Annotated in this window: 21 protein-coding genes; 9 read left to right on the top strand and 12 right to left on the bottom strand. The window is 35.5% G+C overall.

Going from position 1 to position 20,771, the window contains the following annotated elements:
* Window positions 1-150 precede the first annotated feature (150 nt).
* On the top strand, window positions 151-990 hold the full coding sequence (locus C2I06_RS00295) for a YitT family protein (protein WP_095330071.1): 840 nt from the start codon (window positions 151-153) through the stop codon (window positions 988-990).
* Between the two features lie 160 nt (window positions 991-1,150).
* Here C2I06_RS00295 and C2I06_RS25910 read toward each other — a convergent pair whose 3' ends face one another.
* From C2I06_RS25910 to C2I06_RS00275, 5 genes are all read right to left on the bottom strand, one after another.
* The gene (locus C2I06_RS25910; RefSeq protein WP_338134265.1) at window positions 1,151-1,339 is read right to left on the bottom strand and encodes a response regulator transcription factor; all 189 of its coding nucleotides are present in this window, start codon (window positions 1,337-1,339) and stop codon (window positions 1,151-1,153) included.
* Window positions 1,333-1,794, bottom strand: coding sequence for a response regulator (locus C2I06_RS00290; protein WP_338134264.1), 462 nt, complete (start codon window positions 1,792-1,794; stop codon window positions 1,333-1,335). Before C2I06_RS00290 ends, C2I06_RS25910 begins: the two co-directional genes overlap by 7 nt.
* A gap of 2 nt (window positions 1,795-1,796) precedes the next feature.
* Window positions 1,797-2,993 (bottom strand): sensor histidine kinase, encoded by a 1,197-nt coding sequence (locus tag C2I06_RS00285; RefSeq protein ID WP_123257226.1) that lies wholly within the window; start codon window positions 2,991-2,993, stop codon window positions 1,797-1,799.
* Entirely contained in the window at window positions 2,977-3,315 is a 339-nt protein-coding gene (locus C2I06_RS00280) for a YisL family protein (protein WP_095330074.1), read from the bottom strand. The genes C2I06_RS00285 and C2I06_RS00280 overlap by 17 nt, the downstream gene beginning before the upstream one ends.
* Window positions 3,316-3,380: 65 nt before the next feature.
* On the bottom strand, window positions 3,381-4,286 hold the full coding sequence (locus C2I06_RS00275; RefSeq protein ID WP_123257225.1) for a fumarylacetoacetate hydrolase family protein: 906 nt from the start codon (window positions 4,284-4,286) through the stop codon (window positions 3,381-3,383).
* A gap of 382 nt (window positions 4,287-4,668) precedes the next feature.
* On the opposite strand from C2I06_RS00275, the gene C2I06_RS00270 reads away from it, so the two are divergent.
* The 7 genes from C2I06_RS00270 to C2I06_RS00240 all read left to right on the top strand — a co-directional run bounded on the left by C2I06_RS00270 (window position 4,669) and on the right by C2I06_RS00240 (window position 7,133).
* The gene (locus tag C2I06_RS00270) at window positions 4,669-4,890 is read left to right on the top strand and encodes a spore germination protein (RefSeq protein WP_095330076.1); all 222 of its coding nucleotides are present in this window, start codon (window positions 4,669-4,671) and stop codon (window positions 4,888-4,890) included.
* A 27-nt stretch (window positions 4,891-4,917) separates the two neighbouring features.
* Window positions 4,918-5,157, top strand: a complete 240-nt coding sequence (locus C2I06_RS00265; RefSeq protein ID WP_123257224.1) for a spore germination protein GerPB — start codon at window positions 4,918-4,920, stop codon at window positions 5,155-5,157.
* Window positions 5,158-5,190: 33 nt separating this feature from the next.
* Window positions 5,191-5,826, top strand: coding sequence for a spore germination protein GerPC (gene gerPC / locus C2I06_RS00260; RefSeq protein WP_095330078.1), 636 nt, complete (start codon window positions 5,191-5,193; stop codon window positions 5,824-5,826).
* Entirely contained in the window at window positions 5,823-6,002 is a 180-nt protein-coding gene (locus C2I06_RS00255) for a hypothetical protein (protein ID WP_016202027.1), read from the top strand. The genes gerPC and C2I06_RS00255 overlap by 4 nt, the downstream gene beginning before the upstream one ends.
* Window positions 6,002-6,517, top strand: a complete 516-nt coding sequence (locus C2I06_RS00250) for a spore germination protein GerPE (RefSeq protein WP_235850262.1) — start codon at window positions 6,002-6,004, stop codon at window positions 6,515-6,517. The genes C2I06_RS00255 and C2I06_RS00250 overlap by 1 nt, the downstream gene beginning before the upstream one ends.
* A gap of 129 nt (window positions 6,518-6,646) precedes the next feature.
* Window positions 6,647-6,865, top strand: coding sequence for a spore germination protein (locus C2I06_RS00245; RefSeq protein WP_047943094.1), 219 nt, complete (start codon window positions 6,647-6,649; stop codon window positions 6,863-6,865).
* A 49-nt stretch (window positions 6,866-6,914) separates the two neighbouring features.
* Window positions 6,915-7,133 (top strand): spore germination protein, encoded by a 219-nt coding sequence (locus C2I06_RS00240; RefSeq protein WP_095330080.1) that lies wholly within the window; start codon window positions 6,915-6,917, stop codon window positions 7,131-7,133.
* A gap of 87 nt (window positions 7,134-7,220) precedes the next feature.
* On the opposite strand, the gene addA is transcribed toward C2I06_RS00240, so the two are convergent.
* The 6 genes from addA to C2I06_RS00210 all read right to left on the bottom strand — a co-directional run bounded on the left by addA (window position 7,221) and on the right by C2I06_RS00210 (window position 19,374).
* The gene (gene addA, locus C2I06_RS00235) at window positions 7,221-10,961 is read right to left on the bottom strand and encodes a helicase-exonuclease AddAB subunit AddA (protein WP_123257223.1); all 3,741 of its coding nucleotides are present in this window, start codon (window positions 10,959-10,961) and stop codon (window positions 7,221-7,223) included.
* Complete coding sequence (gene addB, locus C2I06_RS00230) at window positions 10,948-14,439, bottom strand: helicase-exonuclease AddAB subunit AddB (RefSeq protein ID WP_095330082.1); 3,492 nt, start codon at window positions 14,437-14,439, stop codon at window positions 10,948-10,950. Before addB ends, addA begins: the two co-directional genes overlap by 14 nt.
* A gap of 248 nt (window positions 14,440-14,687) precedes the next feature.
* Window positions 14,688-15,242 carry a signal peptidase I gene (gene lepB / locus C2I06_RS00225; protein ID WP_095330083.1) on the bottom strand — a complete coding sequence of 185 codons (555 nt, stop codon included), beginning with the start codon at window positions 15,240-15,242 and terminating at the stop codon, window positions 14,688-14,690.
* A gap of 38 nt (window positions 15,243-15,280) precedes the next feature.
* The gene (locus C2I06_RS00220) at window positions 15,281-15,901 is read right to left on the bottom strand and encodes a TVP38/TMEM64 family protein (protein WP_095330084.1); all 621 of its coding nucleotides are present in this window, start codon (window positions 15,899-15,901) and stop codon (window positions 15,281-15,283) included.
* Between the two features lie 217 nt (window positions 15,902-16,118).
* Window positions 16,119-17,060 carry an LCP family protein gene (locus C2I06_RS00215; protein ID WP_095330085.1) on the bottom strand — a complete coding sequence of 314 codons (942 nt, stop codon included), beginning with the start codon at window positions 17,058-17,060 and terminating at the stop codon, window positions 16,119-16,121.
* 328 nt (window positions 17,061-17,388) lie between these two features.
* The gene (locus C2I06_RS00210; RefSeq protein ID WP_123257222.1) at window positions 17,389-19,374 is read right to left on the bottom strand and encodes a S9 family peptidase; all 1,986 of its coding nucleotides are present in this window, start codon (window positions 19,372-19,374) and stop codon (window positions 17,389-17,391) included.
* A 241-nt stretch (window positions 19,375-19,615) separates the two neighbouring features.
* On the opposite strand from C2I06_RS00210, the gene C2I06_RS00205 reads away from it, so the two are divergent.
* The gene (locus C2I06_RS00205) at window positions 19,616-19,981 is read left to right on the top strand and encodes a YhjD family protein (protein WP_095330087.1); all 366 of its coding nucleotides are present in this window, start codon (window positions 19,616-19,618) and stop codon (window positions 19,979-19,981) included.
* Between the two features lie 33 nt (window positions 19,982-20,014).
* On the opposite strand, the gene C2I06_RS00200 is transcribed toward C2I06_RS00205, so the two are convergent.
* Window positions 20,015-20,584 carry a competence protein ComK gene (locus tag C2I06_RS00200; RefSeq protein WP_095330088.1) on the bottom strand — a complete coding sequence of 190 codons (570 nt, stop codon included), beginning with the start codon at window positions 20,582-20,584 and terminating at the stop codon, window positions 20,015-20,017.
* Window positions 20,585-20,771: the final 187 nt, after the last annotated feature.

Raw genomic sequence — 20,771 nt, 5'->3', positions numbered from 1 at the left:
TTTCCGCAGCTATCCCTTTTATACCAACATTTATCCAATTGAGTAACTAAATCTAATCACTTCTAAAACTTTTCCTTTGAATTAGGCTCTCTCTTTATTATACTGGTAATAGTTTGCATTAAGTTTCTGTTATTATTGGAGGTTTTTTTCATGAAAAAATACGGAAAGGATATCCTAGTGATTATTTTTGGAGCCTTCCTTTTTGCATTAGCTGTCAATTTATTTGTTATTCCTAATGATTTGGGAGAAGGAGGAGTAACCGGGTTAGCCATTATAGCTTATTACTTATTTCAATGGTCTCCAGGTATCGTCAACTTTGCTTTAAACACCATTCTGCTTATAATCGGTTATAAATTCTTAAATAAACAAATGATTATTTATACCATTATTGCTGTTTTTTTCAACTCTTTATTTTTGCATCTAACAGAGACATGGTCGATCCATTCTGACGAATTATTTGTTAATGTTATTTTCGGCGGTGTATTTGCCGGAGTTGGAATTGGATTAATTATAAGAGTAGGCGGGACAACAGCTGGCTCGACTATTCTAGCAAGACTAACCAATAAATATCTCGGCTGGAGTATTAGTTATGGCTTACTGTTTTTTGATCTCCTTGTTGTTTTCGCCTCCTTCTTCCTAATAAAGGCAGAAGGTGTGATGCTGACAATTATTATGCTCTATGTGGGAACAAAGGTGATGGAATTTGTGATAGAAGGAGTTAATCCGAAGAAGGCAGTCACGATTATTTCCAATCATCCTGCTGAAATTGCGGATCAAGTAAACGAACAATTAAACCGTGGCGTTACTGTACTATCAGGTCATGGCTACTATACAAAAGAGAACAAGGAAATACTCTATATTATTATTAATAAACAAGAAGTTGTAAAACTAAAGAAAATAGTAAAACAAACAGATGAGGATGCTTTTATTACCATTCATGATGTAAGAGACGTCTTTGGCGAAGGGTTTATTCACCTTTCTAAAGCATAATGAGGCTATTTCAGTCAGCATATAAACCCGAACCATTATACAGAAATGTTAATAAACCTCTTGTATAATCGTTTGGGTTTTGATTTCAAAAAAGAAGGTTAAAAGAAAGCAGCCACAAATGACTCCACTTCGCTTTCCTATTACTTAGCAGGCAAGGAGATCAAATATAATCATTCCGCACCGCATATATAGCCAATTGCGTTCGATCTCTTAATTCTAATTTTGCTAGAATTTGAGTGATGTGATTTTTAATCGTTCCAACAGATAATAATAACTCACGGGAAATTTCTTTATTTGTTTTCCCTTGGCCTATTTTTTTGAGGATTTCAATTTCCCGTGTTGTTAACACAACCGTCTGATCCCGTTCTTTCTCAGGCATGTTCTCTTTTTTAACAGCTTTGGCATTAATTTTGCGGCAACTTGATCATGTATCGACATGCCACCCGACAAACAACTTTTGATACTATTTACTAAAGTAGTATTATCTGTCGTTTTTAGCAGAAAACCATTTGCTCCTTCTTGGAATGCTTTTATTGCGTAGTCCTCATCATTAAAAGTAGTGAGGATAAGTATTTTTATATGTGGAAATTGCTGACGAATTTGTTTCGTTGCTTCCATTCCATCCATAATTGGCATACGAATATCCATTAAAACAATATCAACGATTGTTTTTTCTAATAAAAGCAACACTTCTTTTCCATTTTCCGCTTCAGCAACCACCTTGATGTCTTCTTCTTGTTCAATAATCATCTTTAAGCCATTTCTAACAATTGCTTGATCCTCCGCAATTAACACGCGAATCATCTTCATTCCTCCCCAACAGGAATATTTCCTTGCAGGATAAATTCTCCATTTGATTGAAGAACCTCTAATTTCCCATGTCTTTCTTCTATTCTTTTTTTCATATTTTCTAAACCAAAACCATAATGAAAGGGATGCTTATGAATATAAGGATTTCTGATTTCAAATGTCAAATGCCCAATCGGGGAAACACCTAGTGTAATATGGACAGCTTTCGAACTTCCATACTTCATTGCATTGGTGATACCTTCCTGTACGGATCGATAGAGAACAGCACTTTGTTTATTACTCAGGTTTGCTTGGAGTACCCCCTGCTTTGTTGTAAAATGGACGTGAATATTGTTTTCACTTTCCAATTTTTTTATCAGCGTAATAATAGAAGCAATTCCTCTTGGCTCTTCTACTTGTAAAAGACGTACTGCTTTTCTTGTTTCTTCTAAGCTGTCAGCTGTCATATTTTTCAAAGTTAAATATTGATCCTTTTTCTCCTTAATCCAAAATTGTTCGATTTGCATCATTAAAGCAGTCAATTTATGACCGACGGAATCATGCATCTGTCTGGCAATTAAATTTCTCTCCTCCACTCTTGCTGCATGCTCATTATAGTAAGATTGTCTTTTCTGTATACGATAATCATTTAGTAAAGATTCATATGTATTTCTTATTTGACGATAATCCTCCTCCAGTTCATTTGCATGTATAAGTAAATAGGAGATTAACAGGAGAAAACTTATCCAAATCAAAGCTAAATAGGGAGAAATTATAATAACTGTTGCAGCATTTATTATAAGAAACAAGCTAATAACAATCCGAAATAAATTGGTTGATATATACCTACTCATTACTATCATAAAATACAAAAGCATTAGTAATAGATAGCTATATAACTCTCTTCCTACTGTAAACAGGATTAATTCAAGCATAACAACGATAGCAAGAAACGGTATGCTTTTTCTTTTAAATACAGGAACGAGAAAATAGAATCCTATAATAATTGAAAATAGAAATAAGTGCATAGCAAAATGCCAAGCATCAATGTTATATGCCTGATATAAAGCGCCCAAACATAAAAAAATCAGAACCACTATTTTTATCGAAAAGTCCTTCATTGTTTCTCCCTTTTCTCCTTGATCTTCTTTTATAAAAAAGCTTGTAAAAGATATCTCTTCTACAAGCTCGTTTCTATTAAATGCTGTATCCAATCACTAACACAAGCGCAAAAGAAACTACCAATAAAATCCATAGTGTTTTTGTATTTTCGGATTTTTTAGTGCGAATAAGTACCATTTCAAGCATACCGATAACCCAAATGCCTACAAGCATCTTAATTGTATGCATGAAATCCATCCCTGTTTTGGCAAGTAGGCCAATTCCAGAACCAATAATCAGAATATACACTACCCGTAACACCATATGTACGATTTTACTTCCTTTTTCTTTTCCTGCTTTATGTAAACCGAATGACAAGGCAAATAGAATTAGCCCGATAATCCATGTCAGTACATGAGCATCTGTTGAACTCATATATATCCCCTCCTTTTCTCCATTATTTTAACATAGATCGCTTTAATCGCTCTATTTTCGACTCATTATTCCTCAGCTACCACTTGATTTATCAATGTACCAATGCCTTCCACTGATATTTCAATGCTATCCCCAGCCTTTAAGAAGCGTGGCGGGTTAAATCCTTTCCCAACTCCAGCAGGCGTTCCTGTGGCAATAATATCTCCAGGTTCTAATGTCATCCCTTTAGATAATACACTTATTATTTCCTCGATCGGAAAAATAAAATGCTTTGTATTAGATTGTTGTCTTATTTCTCCATTTACTTTAGTAATAATATTTAATTCATTCGGATTAGGAATTTTATCCTTTGTTACAATCCATGGTCCAATTGGCGCCGTCGTGTCTAAGCTTTTTCCAATGAAAAATTGCTTATGCTTCTTCTGTAGATCTCTAGCGGTGATATCATTTAAGATCGTATAGCCAAATATGTAATCCAATGCCTTCTCTTTCTCAATTCCTTTTCCTTTTTTCCCAATAATAACAGCTAGTTCCCCTTCATAATCAAGCTGCTCCGTTACTTGTTTGTGTTCCATAATGTCCCCCATATGACCAATAACCGTTGTTGGAGCTTTCGTAAAAATCATCACATGCTCAGGAATGTCCGCTTTACTTCCCATTTCTATTGCGTGTTCTTCATAATTTTTGCCAACACAAAAGATATTTTTTCGCGGTCTAGGAATAGGTGCTAGAAACTTCGCCTTCTCGATTGGTATAAAAAGATTATCTTTATTATTTTGATTTTCCACCCATTCGATTAACCCTTTCACATTCTCTAAAAAATCTTCTTGTTCTAGGCATATCACAAGATCATCTGCATAAGGACGTCTTCCTGAACGTTTTTCCTCTACATCATTTAAAGATAATATTCCCTTCTTCTCCACTATCCCCACCAAAACTCTTTCCTCTATAGCAACTGTCGCAAATTTCAATTCGCTTCTCCTCCATTTTTCATGCTATCTCATTTAAGAAAATTATAAACTTTCTAAATGTTTTTTCCAAATAGAAAAAACCTAACAAAAAATATAGTCCTGTCATAAGTATTTTTTGCCAATCCATATGGACAGTTTTCTTGTCATAGTACAACCATTCATAAGAATAGGCTAATTAAGAGAAGATAATCTCCACTCATAACGAACAGTAAGACTTTAGGACGGGTGAAAGAATTGCCTTAGTAATGGGCCGAATGGTTCAACTAACCCATCAATATCGATAAGGAAACTCACTGGTGAAGTTATCTATCTAGGTAAATGTATCACCTATTCCGTTGAGTTCCATAGTATGTATAAGAATATTGGATAAAGGATGTTGTATATGCCAGCTATTGTTGGAGTAGCTCAAGTTATATCAGTTGGAGGTAGCTCTATTTTTAATATTGGTGATGTATACAAAATGATGCCTATCTCTAGCGCGAAAACTTTTTCTGGATCTGGCTCTTTTAATACGGGTGATGGATTAAATGTTACTAACTATCGTAGTTCTACTAATACGTATGATAATGATGGCATAGATCAGCCAATTGCAGCAAATGCGTAGCGTAAGTAGACTAAAAGGTGTGTGAACATGAATTACTTTATTCAACAATCTATCGTAATAAATACACTTAAAATTGGAGGTATCTCTAACTCTTCCGTATTACAAATAGGAAGTGCAGGTGTTATTAAACCCGCTTCTTATTTATATAATACAGGTGGATTCACAGAATCGGCTCCTGAGCTTTCTCCAAGTGAGCCGGGACTAAACATTGCAGAAGAAGAAACAGTTTTTACGCCAGCAGTTCCCTTGCAGTCTCCTCGTAAATAGGACTAATTTTCACGAAGGAAAGGGGGGATAGAATTGTCATATGATTTTTATGAATACAGCGAAAAAATGCGTCATTATTTACAGCAGCTTGAAAAGAGAATAATCGATTTAGAGAAACAAGTGGCTGCCTTAACCAACGATCTTACAGCGATAAAAGAAAAACCAACCGTTCATATTGAACGAATAGATTATAGCTTCGACCAATTAAAAGTAGAGACGTTAGAAGGAACGTTAAATATTGGACTTAACCCTGAGGATTTAAGCAACATCGAAGAGCTGGCTATTAATCCAAGTTCACCAATTAGTCAATCACATGCCCCTTTCTATCCGCCAATTGATCCAAAGCAAATGATGAATCGATCTATGGATATAGAAGAGGAAATGAATCAATTTATTCAATTAGAACTACCAGATATCATTCGAAAGAAACAATTAGAGTTGAATATGTCTGAAGAAGAATCATATGTCACCTTTATTCAAGATGATATTTCTAAACAATTGCCCACTAGAATTCAATATTACTTACAACAAGGTGCTAACCGTAAACAAAATGGAAGTATTTTAACAAATGAAGCGATTATCAAAGCGTTAAAGGAAGAAATGGAAAATGGCGTGCATTTATTTTTAAGCAATATACCGGATAATATGAAGGGAAGTGGAAAAGAATGAATTTTCAAGTATACAATCGAGAGCTTCAAGTAGGAAATATAAATATTATTGGGGTTGCAAGCTCCTCTATCTGCTTAGTGGGTGATGCCCAAACTATTCAATTAGCTTCCACCTTTGATACACCTGCTGAATCTCTCATCATCGGTCCCTTTGTTCCACTGCATCCGAAAATTTAATGATGTTTCAACGTACTTCTGTTGTCGATTCGATTAATATTAGTACTGTGTCCTTTTCTTCCATTGTGGAGCTTGGTGACGCCACTTACCATCAAGCCCTTTCACGTGCTATAGCTGTTCAAAGACAAAAGGAACTCTTTTATGGATCGGAAAGTGATTATAAAGACTATGATGTTTTTAAGGAGCCTATCCCGTTAATTCCGATTATGGAAAATGTAGAATGTCATTTTGAAAATCTTAAACCGATTATTAAAGTTCATCATATAAATATTACAGGAATATCTTCTGCTTCCTTGCTTCAAATAGGGAATTGCCGTCATATATATACCGAAGCAAGAATTAAACACATTCGTCAATTCGAGCAAGATATGGCGACAGAAGCTGGAAATAACTTAATTCCATTAAATGAACCTGGCCAATTAGATATGTCAGCAAGTGAAAGTTCTGTCTCTGTTACTGGCACGGCTCTCTCTGGTTCGCCTATTTCAGACGTGGAAACATCAGCACCGGAATAATCAAAAAGATGCCATTGTGTATGCATTCGGAATTACACTTTCTTTTATAAAGCCAAATCTTCCATGTTAATAGGCCATACTGGCTAAAGATAAACTAATAACATGTTATAGAAACAAGGAGGTAAAAAAATGCCTGCAATTGTAGGACCAGTACAAATTGTTAACGTAGGGGAAGGAATTGTACAATTTGGGGATTCATTATTTATTTCTCCAAAAGGAAATTCAAAGGCAACCTTAGGCTCTGGTACCTCCAATACGGGAGCATTTATTATAACAAATAATGGATTAAACGCTAGTAACTATATAGATACAAGTTTACTTGATCAACCAGTTGTTGCAAATAACTAGCTGCTAAGCCCCTTAAGGTTCCATTATATTTTTCAAGGAGGAAATAATTATGCCTACTATAATAGGTCCGATTCAAATTGTTAACACGGGAGAGGGAATTGTGCAATTTGGAGATTCTCTATTTATTTCTCCTAAGGACAACGCAAAATCAACAGTAGGTTCAGGTACTGGAAATAATGGTGCATTTGTAATCACTAATAATGCAGTCAATTCCAGCAATTATACAGATAGCAGCGGGGTTGATCAGCCTATTTCCGGTAATAATTAATAAATATCCCACTCCGCTTTCTACATTAATTCGGCCTCCTACAAGCTTTGCAGGAGGCCATTTTATACGAATAGGACACGAGAATTTTTACAACTTCAACACATGTGCACCATCAAAAAAGAATAAGTATTTCTCTTCTATTTTTCGCTTTAAGATTTTTTCCAATGCTTCTGTATAAAGCTCTATTTGCACTTTATAGCGTGATTCTAATATTGGTTTTGCTTCTTCATATCCACTCTTATAACGACCAGATATTGTGTCTGTTTTATAATCAAGCAATACAGTACCTAAGTCATCTTCAAAGAATACATCAATAATTCCTTGAACGAGAACTGGCTCTTCTTCTCCCTGCCAGTCTGCATATACTCGGCTTGCTGGATAAGCAATATTAAAAGGAATTTCTCTTACAAGCTTTGGTGCCTGCTGCATTCTTTTTCCTAAAGGTGATTGGAAAAAGGATAAAATAGAAGCAATATCAATAACTTCTGCCTGCTCAGACGATAATAGTTCTTTTTTGACCATATCTTCTAATAATTGCGTCAGACTAGCTTCTGTAACTATCGCTTTTACATCTACATGCTGCATAACCATATGCATAGCAGTTCCGATTTCTGCGGGGCTTAATTTTTTTTCCTGCATAAACTTCGGTCGATTCCAGACCGTTTGCTTCCATTTCTTAGCAAGATCTGTCCCACTTTGAGCATCCCGCAGTTCTCCTTGACGCTTCAATTCGGATACAGACTGCTTAGAGCGATGAGAGGTGCTTTCCTTGGAAAAATAGGACCATCCGAAAGTTTCCTTAATGTCATCTTTATATACAGAGGAACGATCCATTCGCTTTCCTTCCGATACTTTTTCTAGCCATTCGTTTTCTTTATTTTCTTCCTCCACCGATCGGTTTAGAAGCTCCTCTTTTTGAAGAATTTTCACTTCCCAATTAGATGGATGGAAAGAAATTTCCTCTTTCTCACTCCAACTTTCTAAATGAATCCATTTGTTGTCACGATGTCTTACTAATGCAGGACCGATCCAATCTAAGTATGACTTCGCTTGAGCACGATCAAATTCATTTAAAAGCCAGTTTGAATGCCCTGCGATTTGGGACCATTTCTGCTTTGCCTTTTCGATATCCTTCACCGTACCTATTAAAATCAGCTTTTCCTTTGCTCTAGTTAATGCAACATATAAGACGCGCATCTCCTCTGCCAGCAACTCCATTTTTTTCTTTTTAGCAAATGCAATTTGCGGGAGAGACGGATAAGATATTCGCTTTTTGGCATCAATATATTTCGTAGCAAAACCTAAATCCTTATCCAATAAAAAGTTCTTTCTTAAATCCATTGTATTGAAATTCCGGCCCAACCCTGCCATAAATACAAATGGGAACTCTAAACCTTTACTGCTGTGAATTGTCATAATTCGAATAACATCTTCTTGTTCGGTTAAAGCTCTTGCAGCACCTAAATCATTGCCGCGATCCCTCATTCTCTCTACAAATCGCAGGAAGCGAAATAACCCGCGAAACGATGTTTCTTCATATTGCCGAGCCCTGTCATAAAGTGCACGCAAATTCGCCTGACGCTGATTTCCTGCTGGTAATCCCCCCACAAAATCATAAAAATATGTTTCTCGATAAAGCCTCCAAATTAGTTCAGATAACGCCCCTCTTCTTGCCTCAGAGCGCCAATCTGCAAATTTATCAAAGAATGGTCTTATTTTTGCATACAAAGCTTCTTCTTTCTGATTATTGGATTGAATAAAAGCTTGGATAGCTTCATAAAAAGCTCCTTGTTTCTTGGCAATCCGCAGCTTACTTAATTCCTCTTCGGTTAATCCCACGATGGGAGAGCGAAGAACCGAAGCAAGCGGAATATCTTGATATGGATTATCGATAATCTTTAGTAAAGACATCATGATATCCACTTCTGTGGATTCAAAATAGCCAGTTGTTAAATTCGCATAGGTCGGGATATTATACTGCTTTAATTCTTCCATTATTTGCGGAGCCCATGTCATGGATCGCAATAAGATGACCATATCCTTATAACGAATTGGTCGATATGCTTTTTGTTTTGCGTCATATACCTCTTGGTTTGTTTCAAATAATTCTTTTACCTTTTCAGCAATTACTCTTGCTTCTAATTGGGATTGTTCCAGTTCTGCTGCATCAAGTCCCGTTGATTCTCCGTCCATCTCCATGTCTTCGCTTGAATCACGCTGATTTACTAATGCAACTTCAATCGGATAAGGAGTTTCTTCTGGATAACTTGCACCTAGCTTTAATTCTGCACTTTCATCGTATTCGATTTCGCCTACTTTTACACCCATAATTTGTTTGAAGAGAAAGTTAGTTCCTTCTAATACTTCTTTTCTACTGCGAAAATTTTTCGCTAAATCGATTTTATAACCAGCATCTTCCCGTTCTTGAAACCGAAGATATTTCGCTAAGAATAGATTAGGCTCTGCTAATCGGAAGCGATAAATACTTTGTTTTACATCGCCAACCATAAATAGATTTCCTTCCGACTCACTATCCTTTGTTACTAGCTTTAAAATAGATTCCTGCACTAAGTTTACATCCTGATACTCATCGATAAGCACTTCTTTAAACTGATTTCGATAAAACCATGCTGCTTCTGATGGAATAAGCTCCGTATTGTTTTCTTCTGGCTGACTTAAGATAGCTAGACAAAAGTGCTCTAAATCAGCAAAGTCCACTAACCCTTTATCCATTTTTATTTGTTGGAATCTTTGCCCAAAGGCCTCCACTAAATAAACAAGTGTCTCTACATGTGGCTTCATCGCCGCCATATCCTTTAAGAAGTTCTGTGGTTTTCTTGTAAAAAGATCGCTTTGCATTTCTTGCAATATTTTTTTTGCGCGATCTCTGATTCTTTGTCCCTCTTCCACTAGCGCTGGATCATATTCGTCTCCTTTGCAAGGTTTTGCCCGTGAAAATTTCAATGACTGCATGGCCTCATATAAAGTTTCCCAGGAATGTGCCTTTGCCTTTTCTAAAATAGAGACTAATTCTAAATCGTCCAAGAAGTTGCTCGCTCTCGGGGCGGGACCTCCTGGAAGCTTTGTCAATTCGTAGCCATACTCAAGCAGCTTCCTCACACCTTCTAGCTGCAGCTCCACATCATCAATTAAATGCTTCATAAATGGCAATTCAGTAATATCTGCATCTTCTTTCCTATCATACATCTCGATTAAAGACTGTAAATAAGCAGACGGAAATGGATTAGAGCGGGAAAAATCATATATTTCTTGAATCATTCGCTGCAAAGCATCATCACTGCGGTCATTTGTAAAAGCATCTACTAGATCAAAAAAGGCGAGATTATTTTCCTTCCCGTATTCCTCTTCAAAAAGATCTTCTAAGCATTCATCTCTTAATAATTGTCCTTCTGTTTCATCAGCAATTCTAAAGCCTGGATCCAAATCAATTAGATAATAATATTTTCGAATAACTTCTAAACAGAAAGAATGTATGGTGGAGATATGGGCTTTATTTAAAAGTACCAGCTGTCTTTTTAAATGCTGGGAGGCTGGATTTGCATTGATTTCTTTTTCCAGCACTTCGCCGATCCGGTGCTTCATTTCTGCTGCTGATGCGTTCGTAAACGTAACAACGAGCAATTCATCCACATTGATTGGCTGATCGGAAACGATTTTTCGAATCATTCTTTCAACTAATACGGCTGTTTTACCTGAGCCAGCTGCCGCTGCGACTAAGATATCCTGTCCACTAGACATAATCGCTTTCCACTGATCATCTGTCCAGGTAACATCTGCTGGCTTGTCCGGTATATTAATCTCTTTCACTTGTATTAGCCTCCTCTCTAATTAATTGCAGTACCTCGTCTTTTGAGTAGGCTGGCAATTGTCTATATTGATTTGTTTCTAATGCTTCATCAAATTGACAGACAGACTTAAACGAGCAGAAAGTACAAGGCTTCTTGTCATTTAATCGATAAGGTTCTATACCTACTTCTCCACTAATAATCTTATTTCCTGAATCTTTATATTTGTGACGTACAAATTTTTGCATTTTGCTAAAGTCGTCTCTTGTAGCTACCTTCGATGCCTTCGTAAGGGTGCCATCAGTTTTAAAACCTGCCGGGACAATTGGCGAATTCCCTTTTTCCAATGTTTCATCCATTAACTGAATGACTCGTTCTTCTCCCAGCATTAACCCATTCATTTTAAACTTCTTTAATAGCTCTTCTTCAATTTCATCTAATGTAAGGATTTTTTTACTTGAAATCATCGGATTATGAACATGAAAATATAATACTCCAGCCGGGCTCGCTTTCTTATCCACCAAAATTGTGCTGTTTGTAATAATTAAGTCCAAATAAGTAAGCATCTGTAAGGACAAGCCATAGTAAACTTCATTCATATTTAATTCTTGACCACTTGATTTATAGTCAATTACACGTAAATATACTTCATCCCCAACTTCAGCCTTATCAACACGGTCAATTCTACCAATCAGATTCATATTTGTGCCATTTTTCAGCGGAAAAGAAATCGATGGCAGCTTACCTTTTGGTCCAAATTCAAGTTCTAAATCAATTGGCGAGAAACCGCTATGTTTGGCATGTTCGCTTAAAATAAGAGAAGCTCTGCTAATGATTTGTTCTAGCTTTCTTTTTATATAATGATGTCTATTAGTACTAAGCAATATCTCATTCTGCAATTTAGGTGCGAGCATTTCTACCGCATCTCTTGCTAAACTTTCACATTGCTCTCTTGTTAAACTAGACCACATTAACTCTTGATGCATAACTGTTTCCGCAATATATTTTAAGGCTGCATGAAATAAATCACCAATAGCAGGTGCTTCTAAACGATATACTTGCCGTTCGCGGAGCTTTAATCCATGGGTAGCAAAATGCGAAAATGGACAAGCATGAAATAACTCCATTCTCGAAACACTTGCTGAAATAGTATCTCCATACAATTCACTGCTTGTTTGTTCCGATAATTTCTCGGTTTTATTTTGATAAGTTAAACTAGAAAAAACCTTTTTGGCTGGTTCTCTCCAATTTGGGTGTTCGATATACTCATTGTAAACATCCCACCAGAAATCATAGATAGGATACTCTCTTTTCTTCAAATAAAGCTGGCCAGTAAGGTAAGACAAAGTTGTTTGTAAATGAACCACATAATCAAGCTGGCCTTCTTCTGACAATTCTTTCGGATCAGACATATAATAGACAGTTTCAGCTTTTGGAAATAGATCCTGCATTCTTTTGATATAAGTAGATGGCAAGATAGACTTTCCTTCATCATTTGCTAGTGGATAGGTTAAATAAAGATAATCCGTTGGCGTTGTAAATGCTTTGTATGCAAGAAACTCCTCGTCTAATAACCTTGTTTTGCTTGTAGGAGCAAGCTTCATCCCTTTTTGTTGTAATGATTCTCTATCTGTGTCTGCAAGTATTCCCTCATCCTGAAATCTCGATGGAAAAACACCCTCATTTAGACCGATAACAAACGCAACCTTTATATCATTTAAACGAGACTGTTCTAAGTCAGCAATCAATACTTGATCCAGTGCTGGAGGAACAAGAGAAAACTTTAATGTATCTAGCCCTGCACTAATCACCGTTGCAAATTGCTTTGTTGAAAATTCCTCTTCCCCGAGTATCTCCACAAATTGATCTAATAGATCTACTATACTGTTCCATGCTTGATCATGCTCTCCAGCTTTTACTAGCTCCCCTTTGCTCTCTAACTCATTCTTCCAATACTCCATCTTCACCGGCACTTCAAGCTCTTCTAAAAATAAATATAGTGCTTCACATTTCGCTCTACCAGTTTTTCCTCTTTTCAAACGGTTTTGAAGACGGATTAGAGGAGCAGTTAAAGAGAGACGCAGTTCATTTAATTCTTGTTCGAATTCCTTTTCTGCATCCGTCTGTACACCTTGTTCAAATTCCAGCCCCTTAATTCTTCGATACTTCCAGCGTTCTTTTGAAGTCCACTTATTTCCCTTTATTCCATATGCAAGACAATAGTTTTCAAGCCTGTCTACTTTTTCTCTAATCTTATTTTTACGTTCATGAAGTGGAAATAGTAACTCCGTTTTTATCGAACGAAACACCGGCTCATAGCGCCAATTTGTATCGAAAATTTCTAAAGAGGAACGGATCAGCTCCACCAAAGGATGATCATGCATTCTACTTTTCTGATCAATAAAAAAAGGGATATGATAATCTCTAAATACAGTTTCTATAATATTTTGATAGGCTGACAAATTTCGAGACAGTAAACTAATCTCTCGATAGCGGTAATTCTTATGTCTAACGAGTTTTACGATTTCCCGTGCAATCCCTTCTATTTCTGCACGCGGATTTACGCTTTCAGCAAATTTAATAGTTGCATCTTCAGTAAAAGCTCTAGCTGGTCTGCTATCAAAATGACTTTCTATATGAACTAACGATGGATGGCTACTTTTTTTGAATTTTGCGAGTTTGACAACCTCGACTTCTACTCCTAATTGCTTAGCCATCGCTTGAATAGTTTGGAAGGATTCTGTAGTCATTCGGAATAAACTTAAGTCATCATTTTGGGAAGAAAAAGGATCGAGTGTATTCGTAATCGTGACCTTTTCACATGTATGCATTAACTGCTGAATGATTAAATACTCTTGAGGTGTAAAGCTATAAAAACCATCAATATAAATTTCAGCTTTTTGCAAATAAGAGGACTCGCTAATCTTTTCCGCAAGCAAACGGAAATAATCCTCCCCATCAATGTAATTCCCAATAATTCTTTCTTCGAACTTTTCATAGATTAATTCAAGGTCACTGATTTTATCCTGTAAAGCCTTGGTTGATTCTTTTGTTCCTGCTAATTGCGCTTTCGTTGCTAACAGTTCCTCTGGAGTAACAGTATATCGTCTAAACTCCGTGACTAATTGTTCTACCTGATCAATAAATCCGTTCTTATCGGCAACTTTTTTAAATAGAGTTAGTTCATTTTTATTCTCTTCTATTATTTTTCGAATCAGCATGCTTACACCCATACTATTAATGTGGTAGCGGCTGATTCCGCCTGTTTCTTGCAGTACTCTCCATGCAAGGCGGGTAAAACTATATACTTGCGAACGAAACATTCCCTGAACATTCGAGCCAGACAATAAACGTTGATCTGACATAAAGGTCATCTGATCTGGAACGATATAAATAATCGGATTCCCTTCTGGATTTTCAGCAAGTTTCGCTTGAATTTCTTCTATACAGAACGTTGTTTTCCCGGTTCCAGACCGACCTGTTAATAAGCGAACAGTCATCCAATAACCCCCTTTTTTTCTATCTCCATTATTCCTTTTATGTAATTATCATCATAACATAGAAACACATGTTTCTATAGAAAAGTGCTGCTGGATAATTTTTCTCTTTTTCGAAGAGCTAGTTTTAACAAAAAAAAGATGCTGGGACATAATTATCCCAGCTTAAGATAGACCCAAACAATTATAAAAAAAGATTCATATAATTTTTGGCTATTTATTTAAAAAAAGATGCTTACGTCCACCCTTCCCTAAAAAGAAAATTGTATTTCATTAAATGGCCAATAGCGCAAGCTTACTTTCCCAACTACTTGGTCAATAGAAATAAATCCGAAATGTCGGCTATCCCAGCTTCCTAATCGATTATCCCCTAATACAAATAATTTCCCCTTTGGAACTGTAGCTTCACCAGTAATCTCTTTTAATGTAAAATTCCCTGTCAGCCTTCCAGAAGATACTTGTTTTCGGTAATCATCTAAGAAAGGCTCCTCATACTTTTTCCCATTTATAAATAGGTGGTCATCTCTATACTCTACTTTATCTCCAGGGATGCCAATTACTCGTTTCACATAATCATCATTTTTATTTGCATGAAAAACAATAATATCAAAGTGATTAAAGTCAGTCATTTTATAACCAACTTTATTAACAACTAATTTATTTCCGTCCTGCAGGGTAGGCATCATCGATTCACCTTCCACTACATAATTGGAGAAGAAAAAAGCACGAATTATAATAAAGATGATAATTCCGATAGCAAATGCCTTTAACCATTCTATGCTTTCTTTCTTTATTGCTTCTTTCAACCTCTATCTCCTCCAAACAATATTTACAAACCATTTTATTAATGGCTTCTCTCTTTCTCATCAATCCCAACATTATTCATTTTAATTTCGATCCTTTTTCCAATAAACCAAAGAATAAAGATAGCAATCGCGACAGGTATCGTACGTAATGGCTGGGCAATCATGGAGCGTAAATCATAACCGATAAAGCTAATCGTGCTAATCATAACGAGCTTACCCGCAATTACTGCCAGAATATATTGGCTCGTACTAATTCTCGATAAACCAGCTACTATATTTACAAGTGCAGATGGTGTAAATGGAAAACATAAAAGCAAGAACAATGGGCCAAATCCATGTCTTTCAATCCAGATCATTGGCTTCTGCACTTTTTTATGATTACTTAAAAATCTCAGCATTCTTTTCTTTCCATATTTCCTAATGATAGAGAATACAAGCAATGCTCCTAAAATTGTTCCAACCCATGAATAGAGAAATCCCAGCCAAAACCCAAATGCGTTCACATTAGCCATAATAAAAACAAACAGCGGCAAGAAAGGAAAGAACGCTTCTATCAGCGGAAGTAAGACCCCTGGCAACGGTCCAAATGAACGATAACTATCAATTAAATCCATTATTCTTTCAAGCGTAAACCATTCTTTAATTAAGTTCATATCCATGAGCACAAAACCCCTTGTATAACTTACGCATCTTTTCGTATGTGTATTCTTTTAATAGTGTTGATTTTTTAATTAATCTAATAAAATACAAGGATCTTTCCGCTCCTTATATAGACATTTTCGCTTTAACATTGGCAGCCCCAAAATCCCTCTGCCTATACCATTTTAATTCGTACATCGCTAATTAAATATAAAGAATATGTTAAAAAAACTCCATTTATTGCGCTAAAAATTCTTTTATCGCTGCTTTATTTGCTTCTAAATCGACAGATAATACAGCAGCCCCATTCACTTTCATATCTTGGAAAGTTCCGTCTACTGGAACTCTTAACGATTCTACCTCATGACTTTTGGAAGTCAGTAAATCTTTGCCGATAAATAGCATATCGCCAGTATCCATGCTCGTATTAATATATGGCATAATAACCCCTGCCAATTTAGGCAATTTAGCAAATGTTTGAACAGCGGAAACCTGATCAGCGATCGCTTGTAATGTCTTTTGTTGTCTTGCTACTCTTCCAAAGTCCGATTCTGCATCATGTCGGAAACGTACATATCCCAGTAACTGCTTTCCATTTAAATGCTGTAGTCCCGGCTCTAATGTCACACCAATATTTTTAGACATTTGCTTCTCTACATCGATTTCTACACCATTTGGGAATGCTTCATCAATTACTGCTTCAAATCCTTCAAAATTGACAATTGCATAATATTGTAAATCTATATCGAAATTTTGTTTAATGGTTTGTCTTAGTAATTCAGGACCATCTACCGTATAAGCTGTATTTATTCTACCTTGTCCATATCCTGGTATATCTACATACATGTCTCTCATTAACGATATGATTTTATATGTACCTTTATCCGGATGGTATTGGGCAATCATAATCGTATCGGTTCTAGATTGCTTTTCCCCTTTACGCTGGTCACTTCCCAGTAAAAGAATATTTGTACCTCCGTTACTATCTTTTTCCCCATTAAATTCATATTTAACCTCGTCTATTCCTATCTTCCCTAACGATTGCTTCTCACCTTGCTTATATTGAAAAATACTATATATAGTTACAGCTAATATAAATAGAATAAGGACTAGAAAGAAAACTCTTCCTTTTCGTAATCTCCTTCTTTTCTTTCCTTTTCTATATTCTTCTCTCCCCATTTCTTTTAATCCTTTCTATATCAATCTCATTTTTTAATTATTTCATTATTAATTGTAGCCTTTGTAAAAAATTTATAGACCTTCTTTTCCATGTAAATTCCTATGCTTTATCTAGCCCCTTAATTTCTTCGTCATTATCTTTCTTTTTACTATCATATCAAAAAATGTTCCATTCTACATTTTTTTCTGCTTAAAATTACATTACAAGGTAACATTGTCCTTTTTTCTCTCTGTCTCCATATACGCTCCTCTTAATATCAAAGTATTTATTCCAAAATCCCATATCAATAAAAGAGGGCACCCAACGGCACCCTCTTTTATTGATTAATTATACGTACTCTAAAAACCAATTGTTAATATAGTTTAATCGCTCTATTCGAAGTGCAGGTTTGCCACTTCTGGAAAGTTCATGATTTGATTCTGGAAAACGGACAAATTTTGTTTTTTTCTTTTGTACCTTCAAGGCAATAAACAACTGTTCTGCCTGTTCAATTGGACAACGATAATCTTTTTCACTATGTAATATTAGTAAAGGTGTTTGTATGTTATTTACATAGGCTAATGGAGAATGCTTCCACAGTGTTTCTATATCATTTAAATCTGCTTTTATTTGCCAATCAGTGAAGTAATACCCTATATCACTTACTCCATAAAAACTAATCCAATTAGAGATGGAGCGCTGTGTAACAGCTGCCTTGAAACGGTCTGTATGTCCAACAATCCAGTTTGTCATAAAGCCGCCATAGCTTCCTCCTGTAACAGCTAGACGAGAAGCATCAATAAAATCAAATGTTTCTATTGCATAATCAATGGCATCCATAATGTCTTCATAATCCTTTCCACCATAGTCTCCACGGACAGCATCTACAAATTGCTGTCCATATCCATGGCTTCCTCTCGGATTAATATATAGTACAGCAAAACCATTGGATGTTAATGTTTGAAATTCATGAAAATAAGAATTAGCATACATTGCATGCGGTCCTCCATGAATCTCTACTACCATCGGATATTTTTCACCCTCTTTAAAACCTTGTGGCTTCATTAACCACCCATGAAGATCCCAACCATCCCGAGACGTAAATTGTAGCGGTTCTGCTTCAGAAAATCCTCGTGTTTCCACAAACACTTTATTTACATTGGTTATTTGCTTAGTTTCTCCAGTCTCTAAATTTAATGTATATAAATCTCCGGGATGTGTAGGTGTACTAATGGCCACCACCGCTTTTTTTAGACTGCCTCCTGTAGATAAGCCATATACATGCTGGTTATCAATAAGAGATGGATAGATCGCTCCAGAAGTATTTCCAAAATAAACAACTGTATTTCCATGATCTGTTGCTAAAAAGGTAAAGCTTTCATTGTCCTCTCCCCACAGCATACCAGGTGTTACAGTTCCCTGTTGAAAATCACCGATTGCATAATCCCCAACATTCACATCCCATTCTGGTGTTAAACATTGGAGAAAGTCAGCTTCTACCTCATACACCCATAGCTGTGATAGAGTGGCATTTTCATACTCTCTGTCACTCCCTATTAATCCTAATCTTCTACTATCAGGAGTCCATGTAGCTTTTCCATAATTTCCGTTGCCTTCCGTTATCTTCTTCCAACTTTCTTCTTTTCTATTGTAGAGATAAATATCAGAGATAAAGCTGAAGTCCTTTTCTTTGCTTTCATCTGCACTAATTGCTATGTATTGACCATTAGGTGACCAGCTTTGCAAATAATAATTATTTTCTCCAGAAGTAAGTTGTTTGATTGTTTTATTCTTAATATTTAAGACAGCGATATGATCATAGCTGCCATCCCAAAAACCCTTTCCATCTGATTTATATTTCATATTTGTCACCTCTAGAGCAGAGAGCTTTTCTTCCTTCTCATCTGTTTTCATCTCTTTATCTTCTACTGTCTCTCCTTTTTTAAAATGGCATTGAAAAGCTATTTCTGTGCCATCAGGTGACCATACAGGATTACTCACTCCATTCACTAAATAAGTAAGCTGCTCCGCTTCGCCACCTTTTTTACTTAATAAAAATAATTGATTTTTTCCAGAACGATTAGAAATAAAGACAATTTCTTCTCCAGTCGGTGACCATCTTGGAGAATGATTTTGATGTTTTCCAAACGTCCATTGCATTGTTTCAAGTGTGTTTAGATCTTTATAATAAATATTGGAATAATACTTATCAGTCTCTTGGCAAATGGAAGTGACTACATACAAACACTCTTCCCCTTTTACTTGAGGATCCACCACAGAATTTAATTCATACAAATCTTCTGCATTTATTCTTTTACTTTCTTTCACTTCCATCTTCCTTTCTTAATTAAAGTAGTTATATATTTCGACAACTGAAATACTTTTCCCTTCTTAAGCTGTCTTTTTTCTTTTATATTTTATCAAAGATAGCAAGGGAGCTTTGTACAATTATTGAAGCAATTCTGTAAGCCACTCTAAAATTATCATTATTCACTTGAAAATAGGAAATAAAAAAGGTATTATCATAAACAGAGAACAAACGTTCTGTTTATGTTAAAGGAAAGGGGTAACGAGTATGACAAGAATTCCTGAAATAGAAAGAGATGTTATGGAAAAAGCTATTTATCTTCCTATGCTTTTAACAATACTTAATCGAGATCTGCAGGTCATCAAAATAAGTAATTTAAAATTAAAACAACCTTATATAGATCTACTCGAAAATGCAATGAAAGTAGTACAATCGGAGTTAAAAAAAACGAAGAGTTATATGTATAAGCATACAATGAAGATTCAAGAAGTAAATCGTGATGAAGCATTTACCATGTTTTTATTTATTTATAACGGCTATGAAGAATATCATAACTACTTTAACCCCCGCCTTCGCAATAAAGTTCAAGAATTATTAGAGCATTATTTATACAAAAGGTTTACTATTAGCTAACAAAAACAAATAAAAAAAGATTAAATTGCTATCCTACTTTTTTTTATACATCCCTTGAGCTTCTGCTAATTTTTTTTGTTTATCCACCAGTAAACTTTTATATGTTAACTTAGGATTAATACTTGCTTCATGATTATAACGCTGTAATGTTTTAAGAGAGTTCGTCCGCATTATTTGATTTCTTAGGGTATAGAGCGAAACCCCTATTTCTACACTTTGCAAATTTTGAAATGTTATTCTCACTTTAGAGGCTTCTATTTTTTTTGTATCAAGAATATGATGAAGAGAAATCCATGCACAATTGTTATTTCTAGGAGAATGAGTGGGAAAAAAATAAACGGAATTAAAATCATCAATTACAATTGGCAGCTTATGATAATAGGTCATTAGTTGGCGAGTTCCCTCCCTTCTTCCTTCGTAAGAACTTCCCAGATAACCACATGTTGCTTTCACAATCATTAATGGACTACGTTTGCATAAAAAAACATTATTATGTTCATATACCTTTGAATAGATATCGCCATTAGCTACAATGTATGGCAAGACTGCAAGCGTATGATAATTAATATAATACTTTTCGACTATTAAATAATTTTCTTCCAACTATAAATCCTCCTTTTTTAGTAATCTTCCCCTATAATAGCACTTTTTACCTAATGAATCTTAAGACAAAATAATTTTTCAGAATATAGACATACTTTATAATCAAATTTCATAATTTTAAAAAAACAAATTGATAATTATCAATTTTTCCCATATAATATTAAAAAGGCATCAGGAGGGAAAGACA

The sequence above is a fragment of the Niallia circulans genome, assembly GCF_003726095.1.
In the GTDB taxonomy this organism is placed as follows: domain Bacteria; phylum Bacillota; class Bacilli; order Bacillales; family Cytobacillaceae; genus Niallia; species Niallia circulans_A.
This window is presented reverse-complemented; position numbering and strand designations above follow the sequence as displayed.

What these genes read in the sequence shown, in the direction of transcription:
- C2I06_RS00295 (WP_095330071.1), top strand. Translation starts at nt 151, where the DNA reads ATGAAAAAATACGGAAAGGATATCCTAGTGATTATTTTTGGAGCCTTC.
- C2I06_RS00290 (WP_338134264.1), bottom strand. Translation starts at nt 1,794, where the DNA reads ATGATTCGCGTGTTAATTGCGGAGGATCAAGCAATTGTTAGAAATGGC.
- C2I06_RS00280 (WP_095330074.1), bottom strand. Translation starts at nt 3,315, where the DNA reads ATGAGTTCAACAGATGCTCATGTACTGACATGGATTATCGGGCTAATT.
- C2I06_RS00270 (WP_095330076.1), top strand. Translation starts at nt 4,669, where the DNA reads ATGCCAGCTATTGTTGGAGTAGCTCAAGTTATATCAGTTGGAGGTAGC.
- C2I06_RS00265 (WP_123257224.1), top strand. Translation starts at nt 4,918, where the DNA reads ATGAATTACTTTATTCAACAATCTATCGTAATAAATACACTTAAAATT.
- C2I06_RS00255 (WP_016202027.1), top strand. Translation starts at nt 5,823, where the DNA reads ATGAATTTTCAAGTATACAATCGAGAGCTTCAAGTAGGAAATATAAAT.
- C2I06_RS00250 (WP_235850262.1), top strand. Translation starts at nt 6,002, where the DNA reads ATGATGTTTCAACGTACTTCTGTTGTCGATTCGATTAATATTAGTACT.
- C2I06_RS00245 (WP_047943094.1), top strand. Translation starts at nt 6,647, where the DNA reads ATGCCTGCAATTGTAGGACCAGTACAAATTGTTAACGTAGGGGAAGGA.
- C2I06_RS00240 (WP_095330080.1), top strand. Translation starts at nt 6,915, where the DNA reads ATGCCTACTATAATAGGTCCGATTCAAATTGTTAACACGGGAGAGGGA.
- addB (WP_095330082.1), bottom strand. Translation starts at nt 14,439, where the DNA reads ATGACTGTTCGCTTATTAACAGGTCGGTCTGGAACCGGGAAAACAACG.
- C2I06_RS00220 (WP_095330084.1), bottom strand. Translation starts at nt 15,901, where the DNA reads ATGGATATGAACTTAATTAAAGAATGGTTTACGCTTGAAAGAATAATG.
- C2I06_RS00215 (WP_095330085.1), bottom strand. Translation starts at nt 17,060, where the DNA reads ATGGGGAGAGAAGAATATAGAAAAGGAAAGAAAAGAAGGAGATTACGA.
- C2I06_RS00210 (WP_123257222.1), bottom strand. Translation starts at nt 19,374, where the DNA reads ATGGAAGTGAAAGAAAGTAAAAGAATAAATGCAGAAGATTTGTATGAA.
- C2I06_RS00205 (WP_095330087.1), top strand. Translation starts at nt 19,616, where the DNA reads ATGACAAGAATTCCTGAAATAGAAAGAGATGTTATGGAAAAAGCTATT.